This is a genomic window from Xanthomonas sp. AM6 (assembly GCF_025665335.1).
In the GTDB taxonomy this organism is placed as follows: Bacteria; Pseudomonadota; Gammaproteobacteria; order Xanthomonadales; family Xanthomonadaceae; genus Xanthomonas_A.
Genome location: NZ_CP106869.1, coordinates 3,976,356 through 3,992,367 on the forward strand (window position 1 = coordinate 3,976,356; position 16,012 = coordinate 3,992,367).

The window sequence follows — 16,012 nt, forward strand, 5'->3', positions numbered from 1 at the left end:
CTCAGCGGCCGACCGGATCGGTGCCACTGAGCTGGCCCTGCAGCACCGGCGCGGCGGCGCTGCCGCTCAGGAACAGGCTGTAGTGGTCGCCGGGCTGCAACGGCGGCAGCGCCAGCGGCGCGCTGTCCTTGCCGCCGCATCCGGCGACCAGCTGCGCCTTGACCGGGTTGATCGCACGCGCGCTGCTGGCGCCGGCGGCGACCGCCGGGAACACCACCGGGCCGTTGCCGGCCATCGCCAGCCGCGCCTGGCCGCAGCCGCTGGCCAGGTTGTAGAAACGGATCTCGGCCTTGAGCGCATCGCTGCTGCCGCCGCCGTCGGCCAGCACCGCCAGCGGCCGCGACGGTGCGGCCGGGTCCAGCACCAGCGTAGTGAAGCTGCCGGCGGCGACCTGCGCCTGCTGGCGCGCCTTGCCGGCCACGTGCACCGCGAATGGCTTGCCGCCTTCGACGATGGCGTAGCGAGTGGCGCGGATGGCCGGGCCGATGCGCTGCTCGGCACCGTTGCCGACGCCGACCGTGAGCGCGACGCTGCCCGGGTTGAGCACGCGCACGAACGCCGAGCCGGCCGGCGGGCGGGCGGCGTACAGCTGCGCGAGGCGGCCTTCCGAAGCGCCCTGCTGGGCGCTGGCGGCCAGCGGCGCGAGCGCCAGCACGGCAGTGGCGAGCAGGGTCATGATCGGTCTCATCATCGTTTCGGTTCCTGGCTGCGGAGCGTGCGCGCCAGTGCGTAGCGCTGCTCCAGTTGTTTGCGATCGACCTTGTGGGTGGCGCCGGTGGGCAACGCGTCCACGGCGATCAGTTCGGAGGGAATCATGTACGGCGGCACGCGCTGGCCGAGCTGCCGCTTCCAGTCGTGCAGCGCGTCGGGCAGCGGCTGCACCGCGCCGGCGCCCGGCGCGGCCGGTTCGACGAAGCCGATCATCCGCGCCAGGCTGCCGTCGGGCCGGCGCAGCACCACCGCCGCGCCGGCGACCACGCCATCCAGGGTGGACAGCGCCGCGTCCACTTCGGCCAGTTCGATGCGGTAGCCGTTGAGCTTGATCTGGTCGTCCTTGCGGCCGCGGAAGTAGATGCGGCCCTGCGCATCGACGTCGCCGAGGTCGCCGCTGCGGTAGGCGCGCTTGCCGTCGTGCTCGAACAGCACGCCCTGGTCCAGGTCCGGGCGTTCCAGGTAGCCGCGCATCACGTGGTCGCCGGCCATGCAGATCTCGCCGTCGTCGATGAACACCTGCGCATAGGGCTTGGCCACGCCGATCGGGAACGGGTTGGGCGCGGCCGCGCGCAACGCCGGATCGATCTCCACCCAGGTGGTGGAACAGGTCGCCTCGGTCGGGCCGTAGGAGTTGACGATGCGCGCGCGCGGGAAGCGCGCCCACAGTTCCTCGGCCACGCGCGGGGTCAGCGACTCGGCGCCGAACACGAACACCTGCAGCGTGGGCAGGTGCTCGGCGCCGAAGCGCGGGTTGAGCAGCTGCTGGCGCACGAACGAGGGCGTGGACGCCCACACCGCCACGTCGGCATCGCGCAGGTGTTCGACGAAACGCGCGCTGTCGGCGATCACCTCGCGCGGGCACAGCACGCAGCAGCCGCCCAGGCCGAGCGCGCCGCACAGGTCGAACAGCGAGAAATCGAAGCTGAACAGCATCTGGTTGAGGAACGCCGGCGCCGGCCCCAGCGCCAGGCAGTCGCGGATCCAGCCGGCGAACAGCGCCACGCTGTCGCGACCGATCTGCACGCCCTTCGGGTCGCCGGTGCTGCCGGAGGTGAACATGATGTAGGCCAGGTCCGGTACCGCCAGCGCGCGCGCCTCGTCGGCGCCGGGGCCGAACGCATCGGCCGCCGCGTCGTAGACCGCGGCGGCATGCACCAGCGCGGTGATGCGCTGCAGCCGCGCCGGCGGATTGATGGTGTCCACCGGCACGTAGGTCACGCCCAGCTGCAGGCAGCCGAGCATGGCCACCACGAACGCGGACTGCTTGTGGCCCCAGATCACCAGCGCATGGCCCGGCCGCACGCCGGCCTGCTGCGCGCGCGCGATCCAGTCCTGCGTGGCCTGGTACAGCCCGGCCCAGTCCAGCACCCCGGCGGCATCGTGCAACGCGGGCGCATGCGGCGCGCGGTCGCGTTCGACGAAGCGGCACTGGTCGAAATCAAAGCGCATGGAGGCGGCTCCGGCCGTGGTCCAGGATCAACGCCGGTGCGCGGCGACGTACTCGGCCAGCACCTGCACCGATTCGACCAGCGTGTCGATCTCGTCGATCGGCAGGGTCACGCCGAGGCGGTCCTTGACCTCGACCATCAGCTGCACCTTGGACATCGAATCGAACAGCGATTCCATGTACTCGTCGGGCTGCACGCGGGTGCCGATCACGCTCTCGACGATGTCGGTCAGCTGGGTCTGGAGGGTCTGCATGTCCATGGGATTCACCTTGTCAGAACTGGAAATAGAGGAAACGCGATTCTTTGTGCAGGCTCGCCAGGCACAGCGCGAGCAGCGACAGCATCGCCAGCAGCCACGGCAGGTTCGGCTGCCAGCGCATCCACGCGCGCGGCGCCGGGCTCGGCTTGGCCAGCGCCGGCGAGTACACGCCCATGATCTGGTGCGCGTTGGGCGCCAGCCACACCACCGCCAGCAAGGCCGCGATGTACAGCAGCTGCAGGTGGTGGCCGGCGAGCAGGCGCCAGCCGTCGGCCACGCCCATCCCGGCGACGTGGCCGAGGTTGTCCAGGCGTTCCCAGCCGCGCAGGCCGGCCATGCCCTGCACAAGTTGCCATGCCGCATGCACGCCGTCGGCGCGGAAGAACGCCTGCGCGAACAGCACCGCGACGAAGGTCAGCAGCAGGTAGCCGGCATGCTGCAGCGGGTTGAGCGTGCGCAACGCCGCCGGCTTGCGCCCGCCGACGAAGATGCGCCAGGCGTGGTTGATCGCCAGGTAGGCGGCGTGCAGCAGGCCGAAGATCAGGAACTGCAGGCCGGCGCCGTGCCAGATCCCGGCCAGGCCCATCGCCCACACCGTGGGCAGCACGATCATCGAGGCGAAGCCGCCGGCCGAGGCCACCGCGGCCGGGCCGGTGGCGCGCCCGTGGCGGGTGCGCCAGCGCGTCACCGCCATCGCCACCGGGTAGTACAGGTAGGCGGTGATGTAGCGGGTCAGGGTCATGTGCCAGCGCGCCCAGAAGTCGATCACGCTGGTCGCCTTGTACGGCGAGTTGAAGTTGAGCGGGAAGCGGATGCCGAACATCCGCGCCAGGCCCAGCGCCATGTCCGAATAGCCGGAGAAATCGAAGTACAGCTGCAGCGCGTAGCTCAGCGCGGTGGCCCACGCGCCCCAGAACTGCACCTCGCCGGTACTGGCGAAACCGGCGTCGGCGTACGGCGCGATGCTGTCGGCCAGCAGCACCTTCTTGGCCAGGCCGATCACGAACAGCATGCCGCCGACCGACAGGTTGTCGGCGTGGAAGCGGTAGGTCTCGCGCCTGCTGAACTGCGGCATCATCTCCTTGTGGTGGAGGATGGGGCCGGCGATCAGGTGCGGGAAGAAGGTCACGAACAGCACGTAGCTGAGCGGGCTGCGGTCATTGACCACGCCGGCGCGGCAATCGAGCAGGTAGCCGATCTGGGTGAAGGTGAAGAAAGAGATGCCCAGCGGCAGGATCAGCGCGTCCATCGGGCCGACGTTGAAGCCCACCTCGTGCGCGAAGGTGAGCATCGCCGCGAAGTACTTGTAGTGCACCAGCAGCGCCAGGTCGGCGGCCACGCCCAGCGCGGTGGCCAGCAGTTGCAGCCGCGGCCGCCCGGCCAGCGACAGGATCGCCAGGCTGACCAGGTAGTTGAACACGATCGAGCCGCCCAGCAGCACCACGAACTGCGGGTTCCACCAGCCGTAGAACACGATCGAGGCCACGCACAGCCACAGCGCGGCCAGGCGCGGCTGCAGCGCGCCCAGCAGGTAGTGCACGCCCAGCGCGACCGGCAGGAAGATCAGCAGGAACAGGAAGGAGTTGAACAGCATCGTCGTCGGCGCTCAGTCGGTCTCGGCCAGCGCCGCGCGTTCGCCGTCGGTCAGCGGCAGGGACAGGGCCATTTCCGAGAATTCCCAGACCACCAGCTTCAGGCTCGGCGGCCATTGCGCGCGCTGCGGCCAGGCCGCCAGCAGCGCGCCGGAGAACTGGCCGCCGTCCAGGCTCTGGTTCCACACCTCGCGGCCGAGCGCATGGCCCAGGCGCTCGGCGAACAGGCTGCGGCGCCCGTTGGAACTGCCCAGCAGCAGTACTTCCACCGGCGGCGTGTCGTCCAGCAGGCCGCCGCTGCGCAGCGGCGCGATGGCCTGCTCCGGTTCGCGGTCCAGCGCCGGGCGCCAGGCCGGCGGCGCGTGCTCCAGCCCGGCCAGCACGATCAGGTCGCCCATCCGCGGTTTCGGCGCGCCGGGCGCACCGACCTCGAACGCCTGCCCGCCACGCCCGCCGAGCAGCGGCAGTGCCGACGCGGCCACCGCGTCGGCGGCGCGCTGCGCGCCAATGCGGTTCATGTGCACGTCGGTGCGGAAGAACACCGGTTCCTGCCCGGCCTGCAGCACCGGCAGCAGGTCGGTCGAGGCCACGCCGGCGGCGGCCAGCGCCTGCTGCCACTGCTCCAGCCGCGCGCGCATCGGCGCCGAATGGCGCAGGCCGCAGGTGTGCGCCTGCTCGATCCGCGCCTTGTCCGGCACCGCCACCACCAGCAGCTGCACGCCCTGCGCCTGCAGCTGCCGCGCCCAGTGCCGCATCAGGCGCACGCGCTGGGCGAACACCGCCTCGCCCACGCCCGCGGGCGGGCGCAGCCCGTCGCGGTAGAACAACCAGCCCGGGCAACCCAGCGCGACCTGCGGCCCGGCATCGCCGAGCAGCCGGTAGCGCAGCGCCGCGCCGGCCAGATCGGCCTGCGCCTGCAGCGGCAGCTTCAGCGCCTGGTTGATCGCGCGGCCGGCCTCGCCGTCGGCCCAGCGCGCCGGCGCCAGCGACGCCGCCGGCAGCTGCGCGCGGCCCAGCATCCAGCCGCCGGACAGCAGCCCGGCGACCAGCAGCACCACCACCACCACGGCGGTGGCCACGTGCGCGCGCGCAGGCGCTGCCGCAGGCAGGGGCGCAGGCGCGCCGGGACGTGCGCTCATCGGCTTACTTTCCCAGGGCCTTGTGCAGGCGCGCCTGCCACTGCGGCGCGCTCATGATCGAGGCGTTGTCCCATTGGCCGCGCGCATCCGGGCCCTGCACATAGGACGGCTCGAACATCTGCCACACCAGCACCTGCGGCTTGGTCTTCTGGAACTCGGGCGATTCCAGGTATTCCAGCAGCATCACCCACGGGCCGACGTTGCCGGGCTTCCAGTTCACCGACACCGGGCGATCGAGCAGGTTGGACAGCTTCTGCGGGAAACCGAAATACGGCTGCACCATGCTGTGCCCGGTGACATGCACCGGCGCCGGCGCGTCGTCCAGCAGCGCTTGCTGCTCGGACTGGCGACGCACGGTGAAGGTGTCGCGGCCCACCGCCTTGCGCTGCGCGTCGGTCAGGAACAGCTCGGCCAGGTCGCCGAAGCGGCGCTCCTTGATCTCGCTGCCCAGGGCCATGCCGGTGCCGTCCTGGCCCTGCAGCCGCGGCACCTGCTGGCGGACCTGCGCGGCCACGGCCACGGCCACCGCGTCGGCGGCCGGCTGGGTCCAGTGCTGGTCGCTGCGGTAGAACACCTCCTGCCCGCCCTGCTTGACCTGGCGCAGCACCTGCAGCGCGTCCACCGCCGGCACCTGCGCCTTGCCCAGGCTGTCGTGGATCAGCGCGTAGCGGCCGCGCACGGCATCGCTCATGCGCTTGCCGTCGGGCAGCTTGTCCTCGTAGAACAGGGCCTTGTCCGGCAGCACCAGCACTTCCAGCCTGACTCCGGCCGCCGCCAGCGCCGCGCGCGCCTCGGCGATCAGCGCGGTGTTGCGGGCGATCGCGGCGCCGTCGACGTCGGTCAGGCTGCCCCATCCGGGGAACAGCCAGCCGTCCTTGCCGACCATCACGATCGAGGAGTCCTGCGCAGCGCCGGCGGCGGCAGGCGGCGCCTGGGCCAGCGCCGGCGCGACGGCGAAGGCGAACAGCAGGCCCAGCCACAGGGCGCGGGCCTGCGCACGCGGGGGCGGGAAGACAGCAGCGGTCATGGCGGTTCCTTGCATGATCAGTAGTAGAAGGTGGCGGTGGCGAACAGGCCCTTGGCGCGCTGGGTATCCCCGCCGCCGAGCGCGAAGCGGTACTGCACGCTCAGGTCCAGCGAGGAGCGCGCCGCGTTGTAGTGGTCCTCGCGGAACCAGTAGCGCACGCCGAGCCCGGGGCCGGCGCCCAGCGACCAGCTGCGGTCGGTGTCGGACAACGCGAACGCCTGCTCGCCGATCAGCGGATAGGCGATGCCGCTGACCCGCGAGCGCTGGTCGAGCCAGTCCGCGCCCACCACCACCGACGGCGTCAGCACCCAGCGGGTCTGGTCGGCGCCGAACCGGTAGCTGCGCCCCAGGCGCAGCTCGGCGGCGGCGAACCATTGCGAGCGGTGCAGGCGGCCGTCGGAGTCGAGCAGGCTTTCGACCGGGGCGCCGGTGGCGTCCAGCCGGTCCACGCTGAAGCGCGCGCGGTTGTCGTCCCAGCTGTAGCCGGCCTGGGCATAGCCGCTCAGCGTCCACCACTGGTTCACGTCGGTACGCACGCCGGTGCCGTGGTAGAAACCATAGGTCAGGTACGACATCCAGCCGCCGGCGTCGCTGTCCAGGCGGTAGCGCGCCAGCGTGTTGACCTGCAGCGGCTGGTTCGAGTCGCGCTGGATGCGGCACTGGACCGCGGCCGCGTCCGGATAGACGCCGCCGTTGCGGGTGGCGGTGCCGAGGAACTGGCGGCGCTCGATGCCCGCGCTCAGGCCGGTGCGGCCGAACGCGTAGCGCACGCCGAACGATCCGATCGTGGAAGGCCAGCCGGCGATCGAGCGCGAACGGCTCAGGCGCTCGGCGCGGGCGCGCGCGTCCTCGGTGGCTTCGCCGGTGCACGGATCCACCGCGCGCACCGATTCGAACGTGCCGCCTTCGTCGTACAGCGTGTTGGCCACGCGGGCGTAGGCTTCCAGCGTGCCATGTCGGTCGTTGAGCGCCTGCGGCCGCCAGAACGCCTCCAGGGTGCCGAAGGCCGAGTCGCCCGGGGTGCTGATCGCCGATCCGCCCAGGTTGGTCGCGGCCTGGCGCGCGCCGCGGTAGCCGGCCGAGGCGATCAGGCCCCACTCGCGCGAGAGGTTGGCGATCGAACTGCGGGTGTTGTAGCGCTGCGCCTTGTCCAGCGGCAGCCGGCCCTGGTCGGCGCGATCGATCGCGCTGCGCAGCAGCGCCACGGCCTGCGGGTTGTCGCCATTGGCTGCGCTGGCATAGGCCTGGTCGAGCACCACGCTGGGCGGTGCTTTGCCGGTGGCGTCGGCGGCGCGGAAATCGTCGAGCGCCTGCGCCGGTTCGCCGGCGCGCAGCTGCAGATACCCGCGCTGCATCAGCAGTCCGGCGTCGGCGGGGCGCTGGCCCAGCGCGCTGTCCAGGCGTTGCCGCGCCTGCGCCTGCTGGGCGCGGTCGCCGGCGGCCAGCGCGGTGGTGAGCAGGTTCTGCAGGCTGGCGTTGTCCGGGCTCTCCTGCAGCGCGCGCTGCGCTTCGCGGATGGCCTCCTGGTAATCCTGTCGCCCGTACGCGGCGTAGGCGCGTTGCGCGGCGCTGCCGCTGCCCTGCAGGTCGGCCGGGGTCAGTTCGCACTGGGTGCCGTAGGGCGTGTCGCGGCACTGCTGGAACGGCGCCGGGTACGACGCCAGGGTCAGCGCCGGTGCCGGGCGCGCCTTGCGCAGCGCCTTCTCGCGCTGGGCGATGGCCTGGCCGATCTGCTTGCGCGCGGTCTCGTCCGCATCGGCCAGCGGGTCGGCCTGCAGCGGCTGCAGCAGGCGCGCGGCACGCTCGCGATCGCCGGCGGCGATCGCCGCATCCACCGCCAGCAGGCGCACGTTGCGCTGCTGTTGCGCATCCAGCCAGTCCTGGCGCAGGGCGGCGTCGAAATCGGCGTTGGCCTCGGCGCTGCGCAACTGGCGCTGGCGCAGATACCCGCGCATGACCAGCGCCACGGTGTCTTCGCTGTCGTTGGCCAGCGCCTGGTCGGCGGTGGCCTCGGCGGCGGGCAGTTGCCCGTCCAGCAACTGCACGGTCATCAGCAGCAGGCGATGCGACGCCACGTCCGGCGCATACGCCACCGCTTGCCGGGCGAACCCGGCGGCGGCGCCGAAGTCCTGCTCGATCAGCGCCTGGTAGCCCTCCTGCGCCGGCTTGACCGCGCGCTGGCGGCCCAGCGCCACGCGCTTGGCCTGCAAATCGGCGACATTCGGCGCGCCCAGCTGGATCGCCGTGGCGGCCGCGGCTTCGGCCTGTTCGAACTGTTGCTGGACCTCCAGCGCCGACACCCACAGGATCGCCCATGCGCCCTGCTGCGGCTGCTGCCGGAACGCCTGTTCGGCCTGCTCGGCGGCCTGCGCCATGCGGTCGTTGTTGTAGGCCTCGTAGGCCTGGGTGGCCAGCGCGAAGGCGCGCTGGTAGGCCTGTTCGGCCGCGCTCGGACGCGCGGTCGCGCGCGGCGCGGGGGCGCCGCCGGCGCGCGCGGAGGCCGACGCCGGCGCCGCCGCGGCCAGCCCCGGCAGCGCCGGATCGCGCAGCCCTTCGGCCAGCGCGCGGCGGGCCTGCGCGCGCGCTTCGTCGCCGCGGCCCAGTTTCTGCAGCGCGTAGATCTGCAACAGGCGCAGGCGCACCACGTCCGGGCGCAGCCGCGCCGCTTCGGCCGCCTGGCGGCTGGCCTGCTGGTAGTCGCCGCGCGCGTAGGAGGCGTAGGCATCCTCGGCGATGCGGTAGGCGGCGCCGGCCAGCGGCAGTTGCTGCGCGTGCGCGGTGGCGCTGCCCAGGCCGAGCAGGCCCAGGACGATGACGCCCGAAAGCAAGGTGGTTCTCATGCCTGCAGTTCTCCGCCGGCGCTGTATCGGGGTAGGCCGGCACGGCGATGCTGCTCGCGCACGGCGGTGGCGATCGCCGCCTGGGTGGCGACGCCCTGCTTGACCAGGTGGTCGCCGATGCGGCCGTCGCGCTGCGGCCTATATTCGTCCAGCACGCGCTCGAACTGATCGCGCGCGATCAGGCGCATTTCCACCAGCAGGTCGCCCAGCAGCGGCACCGCGTCGATGCGGTAGCTTTCGCCGCTGATCAGGCGCAGGCCGGCATTGATTTCGCTTTCGCGCGCGATCGACTGCCTGAGCACGCTGGCGTGCGCGTCCTGCAGCAGCCGCGCCTGCTCGGCCTCGGACAGCGCGTTGGACACCGCGACCGCCAGCTCGCCGGGCGCGCCCGGCGGCAGCGGCAGCAGGCGCCACTGCACGCAGGCCTCCACCGACAGCGGGAACTGCCCGGCCTGCAGGTAGTCCACGTCGATCGCCGCGCGCGGCAGGTCACCCTGGAAGGCGATCGCTTCGGCCAGGGTTTCATCGTCCAGCCAGCCCTGCGCGACCAGGATCCGCCCCAGCGGCTGCTGGCGCCCGCCCTGCTGTTGCTGCAGCGCCTGCTGCAGGCGCTCGGGCTCGACCGCTTCCCAGATGGACAGCAGTTCGCCCAGGCGCCGGCGCGTGTGCACCAGCTGCGCGGCGGAGGGGAAATCGTGCATGGTCTTGTCCCACACCATGCGCTTGCCGAACAGCAGGTACAGCAGGAACATGCGCCAGGCGCGCGCGGTGGCCATGAAGTTGATCATGTTGCCGACCACCATGCGCGGGATCGACATCAGCGCATGTTCCCAGCCGTACAGGCGGTTGACGAAGTAGAAGCGCTGCGCCACGCGCGTGGCCAGCGCCGCGGTGGTCAGCAGCGCCACGTTCATCTGCCAGGTACCGCTCTGGAAGATGGTCGGGAACTGGGTGCTCCACGCGCCGGTCACCTTGAGCACCCAGAACAGCATCAGCTGCAGGAAGATCAGGTAGGCGAAGACGCTGATGAACGAGGTGACGATGCCCTTGCGGTCGCGCGCGAGCAGGTACTTGGTCGCCAGCGAGCCGCGCCAGCCCAGCGTCTCCCAGCTCTGCAGGCCGATGCCCAGCACCCAGCGCGCCTTCTGCCGGTACGAGGCGCGGAAGTTGTCCGGGAAGTATTCGCGCACGCACAGCGCCATGCGCAGGGTGCGCTCGCGCACCGGGCCCCAGCCGAACCACGACGGGCGGCGCACGCGGAACTGCACCGGGAAGCGCGCGAAGATCGAGTGCATGCCCATCGCCGCCAGCCGCGCGCCGACGTCGTAGTCCTCAGTCAGGCTGTCGGTGTTGAACGGCTGGTTGCCGGTGGCCTCGCTCAGCGCCACCAGCGCCTTGCGCGAGAAGCAGGTGCCCACGCCGGCCGAGGGCACCATGCCGGACACGCTTTCGCGCACCACCAGGTCCTTGGCGTGCCATTCGGCGAACTCGTCCATGTACACGCCGGCGACCAGTTCGTACCACTCGCGGTCCAGCGAGGTCACCGGCAGCTGGATCATGTCCTTGCGCGGCAACAGGTAGTTGAAGAACCGCAGTTCCATCGGGTGCAGCACGTCCTCGCTGTCGTGCAGGACCACGCCGGCGAATTCGATGCCGTGGCGCTTCTCGTAGTCGAAGATCGCCAGGACCAGCCAGTTCAGGCAGTCGGCCTTGCTGGTCGGGCCGTCGTGCGGCACCTCGACGCGGCGCATGCGCTTGTAGCGCCGGCACATGCGCTCCACTTCGGCGATGGTCTGCGCGTCGTTGGGATAGGTGCCGACGAAGACCACGTAGTCGTGGTAGTCGAGCACGTCGATCATGTTCTCGACCATCTGCCCGATCACGTCGTACTCGGCCCAGGCCGGCACCATGATCGCCAGCGTCTGCTCGGGCCGCTGCAGCAGGTCCTGCTGGGTCAGCGGCCGGTACTGGCTGCGCTGCTTGAGGATCAGGGTGCGCCAGATCTCGCGCACCCAGTACCAGGCATCGATGAACAGGTCGTCGATGCTGGAGATCAGGATCACCACCGCCACCACCACTGCCGCCGTCTCCAGGAAGGCGTAGTAGTTGGCGAGGTGGATGTTCCAGTACAGGCCGTCCACAGGCGGTCAGTGCCCGGACTGGGCGGACTTGCGGCGACGGCGGACCTGGGTCACGCGCGCGGCCAGCAGCATGAACACGATCACCCCGACCAGCACCAGCAGCCACACCATATGCTGCTGCCACACCGGCTGCGGGTCGGCCTGCTCGGCCAGCTGCGCGCCGGTCGGGTCCTGGCCGTCGAAGTCCTGCACCACGCCGCGCGCATCCAGCAGCGCCAGGTTGCCGCGGATCAGCCGGAACGGCGCGTCGAGCTGCGGGCCCTGCGCGCCCAGCTCGCGGTAGATCACCCCGGTCCTGGCGCCGCTGCCGACCACTTCGACCAGCGCGGCGCGGTCGAGCCCGGCCACGTCCAGCAGCACCTGGTTGCCCGGGCCGGACACCACCAGCTTGCCGCCGCGCAGCGCGCCGGTCTGCTCCAGGCCCTGCGGGGCCAGCATGAAGCTCAGGTAGGCGCCGTTCGGCGCGATCGCGGTCTTCGGGTCGCCGAGCTTGAGCGTGGCGGCCATCGGCGAGGCGCCGGTCGCGCTGGCGAGGTGGATCACCTTGGCCAGCGTCGCCGGCGCATCCTGCAGCCAGCTCGACGGCACGAACACCTCGTGCGCACCGGCCAGCTGCGAGGCGGCGCCGACGAAATCGCCGCCGAGGCTGCGCTCGCTCAGGCGGATGTGGCTGCTGGGCAGCACCGACACCGGGTAGCCGGTGGCCGGATCGTGGCAGTACGGGCGCGCCGGCTGGCGCAGGAAGCTGATCCGCACCTGGTTGCGCGCGGCCAGCGCGTAGCCCGGCACCTTGGCGACCAGGCGCTGCGGCTTGCCGTCGCTGTTGAGGACCTTGGCGCCCACCAGGTAGTCGTTGAAGAAGATCGAGGCGACCGCGCCCTGCCCGGCCGGATTCGGCGCGGCGGAGACGTCGACCACCACTTCGCTGGGCAGGCGCCCGTCGCTGGACAGCGCGCCCAGGTCGAAGCTGGCGGTGCGGTCGCCGCGCGCGACGATGTCCAGGGTCCCGGCCATGTTGCCCAGGCGGTTGAGCAGCACCACGCCCTTGTCGGCCGGCGGCTGCAGCGCCGTGCCGACCAGCAGCGAGCGGCCCAGCGCGTAGGCGCGCCACTGCTCGGTCAGCAGGCCGGCGACCTTGGCGCCGGCGCCGGTGGCGACCAGCAGGGTCGGACGCCCGCCGACCAGCGCCACCTGCACCGAGGCCTTGGCGGCCGGCTGTTCGAACCCGGCCATGTCGGCCTTGCGCCACGCGGCGAACGCGCTGGCCGCGTCCGGCGACGCCGCGCCGACCTCGCCGGCCAGCGCATCCAGCGCGGCGCGCACGCCGGCGCGCAGCGGATCGCTCAGCACCGCCACGTCCACCGCGAGCGGGCCGGCATCGCCCAGCGACAGCAGCGCGCCGACCTCGGCCAGGCTGCCGATGCGGTGGCTGGCGCTGCCGTCGGCCAACGCCGCATAGGCGGGAATGCCGGCCAGGCTGGCCGGGATGCTCAGCCCGCGCAGGTCCACGCTGCCGCCCACCGCCGGCAGCGCGACCACCTCCACGCGCTTGCCGCCGTTCTCCAGCGCCGCGCCCACGCGCCATGCGGCGTCGTAGCTCTCCACGCTGGTGGCACGGCCATCCACCAGCAGCCGCACCTTGGCCGGCAACGCGCCCCAGGCCTTGGCCACGGTGTCGATCGCGCGGCCGTCGAAGCGGTAGCTGAAACGCGACTCCGGCGACAGCCGCAGCACGTTGGCCGGCGCGCTCTGGTCGGCGCACTCGTATTCGGACACCACCGACCACCAGCCCACGCCGAAGCGCACGAAGCCGTTGGCGCGGGCGAACCCGTCGATGCCGATCAGCTGGCTGGCATCGCCCTGCGCGTCGGTGATCGAGCGCGCCGCCACCGGGTCGCCGTCGATCGACAGCAGGCTGGAGGTGCGCCCGGTGTGTCCGCGCATGTAGCGCGCATCGACCTGCAGTTTCGCATCGTGGGTCGGCACGCCGGCCGGCACCGGCAGGTAGATCTCGCGCTGGCTTTCCTGGCCGCTGAGCACCAGCGGCTGGGCGAAGCCCAGGTCGCGCAGGGTCATCGAGCGCTGCACCGTGGTCTGGCCGGCCCATTCGCCGAACTGGCCGGCGACGGAGTCGGCGGCGGCGGCGGGCGCCAGTGGGGCCAGCAGGACCAGGGCCAGCGGCCATCCCTTGGGGAAGCGTGCGGTACGACGTCGGGTCTGGGTCATGGCATCAGGTCTGAAGAGAGGGAATGGGAAACCGCCGCGGCACGGCCGGGGACGAACGGGTCGAATGGCAGGCCGCGCAAGGCGGCCACGATCCGCGCCGAGGCGCGGCCATCGCCGTAGGGGCTGGCGTCGGGCAGGAACTGCGCCGGTCGCGCCGGCTGGTCGCAGGCGGCATGCACCGCGGCCACGATCCGCGCCGGATCGGTGCCGACCAGCTTGACCACCCCGGCCTGGACCGCTTCGGGGCGCTCGGTGACCGCGCGCATCACCAGCACCGGCCGGCCCAGCGCCGGCGCTTCTTCCTGCACCCCGCCCGAATCGGTCAGCACCACGTGCGCGCGCTGCATCAGGCGCACGAAGGCGAGGTAGTCCTGCGGCGCGATCAGGTGCACGTTGTCCAGCCCGCCCAGCTGCGCGCGGACCGGGCCCTGCACGTTCGGATTCAGGTGCACCGGGTAGACGATCTGCAGGTCCGGGCGCTGCGCCAGTTCGGCCAGCGCCCGGCAGATGTTGGCGAAGCCGTCGCCGAAGCTCTCGCGGCGGTGCCCGGTGACCAGCAGCAGCTTGCGCTCCGGCAGCAGGAACGGGAACTGCGCATCGACCGCGCCGCGCAGCGCGGCATCGCGCTGCAGCCGCTCCACGGTCTGTTCCAGCGCATCGATCACGGTGTTGCCGGTGACGCTGATGCGGCCGGACAGGTGTTCCTGCTCCAGGTTGCGGCCCGAGCTGTCGGTGGGCGCGAACAGATGGTCGGCGACCACATCGATCACCCGCCGGTTCATTTCCTCCGGCCAGGGCTGCTCCAGGTTGCCGGTGCGCAGGCCCGCCTCGACGTGGCCGACCGGGATGCGCCGATGGAAGGCGGCCAGCGCCGCGGTCATCGCGGTGGTGGTGTCGCCGTGCACCAGCACGCGGTCCGGCTGCACCTGCTCGTACAGGGCGTCGAGCCTGGCGAACAGCCGCGAACACAAACCGTTCAGGGTCTGGTTGGCTACCATGACGTCCAGGTCGTGGTCGGGCTGGATCTCGAACAGCGACAGCACCTGGTCCAGCATCGCCCGATGCTGGCCGGTGATGCAGACCAGGGAGTCGATGTCCGGCGCGGCGTGCAGCGCGCGCACCAGCGGCCCCATCTTGATGGCTTCAGGGCGCGTGCCAAAAACGGAAAGAACCTTCACCAACCCGCTCCATGTGGTCTGAATAGCGTGATGCTCGTCACACTATAGTACCCCAAACGGGCAGGTGCCACCCGGCGCGGCGGGCGGGAGCTTCCTTGGGCGCTCGCTGCGGGCAGTCCCGGCGCCAGCCTTTCAGCGGAGTTTTGCGGGTTTTCCCGGATGAAAACCGCCAGTTGCCTACCGGACCGGCAGGGCCGGCGCCGTTGTAGACAGATGCTTGCCCAGCGCATCGCCAGCCTGGCAGCGGCCGGCGGTCTGCGTCCCGGGCACGATTCCCCTGCTGGCATCGCGCTGCCGCAGCCGACTCCCACGACCATCTGGCGCCTGTCCTGGCCGCTGCGCTGGAGCGCGCGACGTGGGCATCGCCCATGCAATCCGGTTCCGGGTCATGCTGGGCATCGCGCCGCTGCAGCCAACCTGCGACCACGGCCATCTGGCCCGTCCTGGCGCTGCGCTGCGGAGCGCGCGCGACGTGGGCATCGCGCAGGCGATGTGGCGTGCGCCGCCGGTCCGACGCCGCGGCGCGCCGAGACGCCGGAAATGCGCCAGGCAATCACTGCCCGGCTCCTCGCATCGTCGGAACGCTGCCGCTGCGTGCGCCATCGTCAGGGGGATAGCCGGGACCGTGGTCGATCGCCGCGGGCAGATCATCCATGCCCCAGCACCCGCCCGCCAAGCGGACTTGGCTGTGGGCCGCGCTACAGCTCGTAGGACAGCACGTCCTCGAAGCCGAACTTGCCGAAGTCGCGGATCCGCGACGGGTACAGCCGGCCGATCAGGTGGTCGTGCTCGTGCTGCACCACCCGCGCATGGAAGCCTTCGGCCTCGCGCACCACCGCGGCGCCATCCGGGTCCACGCCGCGGTAGCGGATATGGCGGTAGCGCGGGATCACCGCACGCAGCCCGGGAATGGACAGGCAGCCTTCCCAGCCGTCCTCCAGTTCGTCGGACAGCGGCTCGATCTGCACGTTGGCCAGCGCGGTGCGCGGCACCGGCGGCGCGTCCGGATAGCGCGCGTTGCTGTCGAAGCCGAACACCATCAGCTGCAGGTCCACCGCGATCTGCGGCGCGGCCAGGCCGACCCCGCGCGCGGCATCCATGGTCTGGAACATGTCGGCCACCAGGGCATGCAGCGCTTCGCTGCCGAAGTCGTCGACCGGCTGCGCGATGCGCAGCAGGCGCTGGTCGCCCATACGGATGATGTCGCGGATCATGGCCCTGCTCCTGTCGCCGGATGCGGCCCGATTATCCGCCGACCGGGGCCGACCTGCAGCCGCGGCCGCACAGCGCGGGCGCTCCATGGCCGCTGCAGTCGGGGCTGAAGCCCCTCCCACAGCGCATCCAGCCAACCATCCGCAAGCCCACTGTAGGAGCGACTTCAGTCGCGACGAACGAAGCCGCAGACCTGGCCGCGCCGGATGGTGTCGAGGCCGAAACCCCTCCCCACA

11 protein-coding genes are annotated in these 16,012 nt (G+C 71.7%); all 11 read right to left on the reverse strand.

Going from position 1 to position 16,012, the window contains the following annotated elements:
- Position 1: 1 nt before the first annotated feature.
- The 11 genes from OCJ37_RS17050 to def all read right to left on the reverse strand — a co-directional run bounded on the left by OCJ37_RS17050 (position 2) and on the right by def (position 15,778).
- Positions 2-691, reverse strand: coding sequence for an alginate O-acetyltransferase AlgF (locus OCJ37_RS17050; protein WP_263110879.1), 690 nt, complete (start codon positions 689-691; stop codon positions 2-4).
- Entirely contained in the window at positions 688-2,163 is a 1,476-nt protein-coding gene (locus OCJ37_RS17055) for an AMP-binding protein (protein ID WP_263110880.1), read from the reverse strand. The genes OCJ37_RS17050 and OCJ37_RS17055 overlap by 4 nt, the downstream gene beginning before the upstream one ends.
- Positions 2,164-2,190: 27 nt before the next feature.
- Positions 2,191-2,421, reverse strand: coding sequence for an acyl carrier protein (locus tag OCJ37_RS17060; protein WP_263110881.1), 231 nt, complete (start codon positions 2,419-2,421; stop codon positions 2,191-2,193).
- Between the two features lie 13 nt (positions 2,422-2,434).
- A complete protein-coding gene (locus OCJ37_RS17065; RefSeq protein ID WP_263110882.1) occupies positions 2,435-4,015 on the reverse strand; it encodes an MBOAT family O-acyltransferase in 1,581 nt (526 codons plus the stop codon).
- Between the two features lie 12 nt (positions 4,016-4,027).
- Positions 4,028-5,152: an alginate O-acetyltransferase AlgX-related protein gene (locus tag OCJ37_RS17070; protein ID WP_263110883.1), complete on the reverse strand. Its 1,125-nt coding sequence runs from the start codon at positions 5,150-5,152 to the stop codon at positions 4,028-4,030.
- A 4-nt stretch (positions 5,153-5,156) separates the two neighbouring features.
- Positions 5,157-6,179, reverse strand: coding sequence for an alginate O-acetyltransferase AlgX-related protein (locus OCJ37_RS17075; RefSeq protein ID WP_263110884.1), 1,023 nt, complete (start codon positions 6,177-6,179; stop codon positions 5,157-5,159).
- A 17-nt stretch (positions 6,180-6,196) separates the two neighbouring features.
- Complete coding sequence (locus OCJ37_RS17080; RefSeq protein WP_263110885.1) at positions 6,197-9,019, reverse strand: NfrA family protein; 2,823 nt, start codon at positions 9,017-9,019, stop codon at positions 6,197-6,199.
- Positions 9,016-11,160 carry a glycosyl transferase family protein gene (locus OCJ37_RS17085; protein ID WP_263110886.1) on the reverse strand — a complete coding sequence of 715 codons (2,145 nt, stop codon included), beginning with the start codon at positions 11,158-11,160 and terminating at the stop codon, positions 9,016-9,018. The genes OCJ37_RS17080 and OCJ37_RS17085 overlap by 4 nt, the downstream gene beginning before the upstream one ends.
- Positions 11,161-11,166: 6 nt before the next feature.
- Positions 11,167-13,386, reverse strand: coding sequence for a cellulose biosynthesis cyclic di-GMP-binding regulatory protein BcsB (locus OCJ37_RS17090; RefSeq protein ID WP_263110887.1), 2,220 nt, complete (start codon positions 13,384-13,386; stop codon positions 11,167-11,169).
- Entirely contained in the window at positions 13,383-14,564 is a 1,182-nt protein-coding gene (gene wecB, locus OCJ37_RS17095; protein ID WP_263110888.1) for a non-hydrolyzing UDP-N-acetylglucosamine 2-epimerase, read from the reverse strand. Before wecB ends, OCJ37_RS17090 begins: the two co-directional genes overlap by 4 nt.
- A 698-nt stretch (positions 14,565-15,262) precedes the next feature.
- Positions 15,263-15,778: a peptide deformylase gene (gene def / locus OCJ37_RS17100; RefSeq protein ID WP_263110889.1), complete on the reverse strand. Its 516-nt coding sequence runs from the start codon at positions 15,776-15,778 to the stop codon at positions 15,263-15,265.
- Between the last annotated feature and the right edge of the window lie 234 nt (positions 15,779-16,012).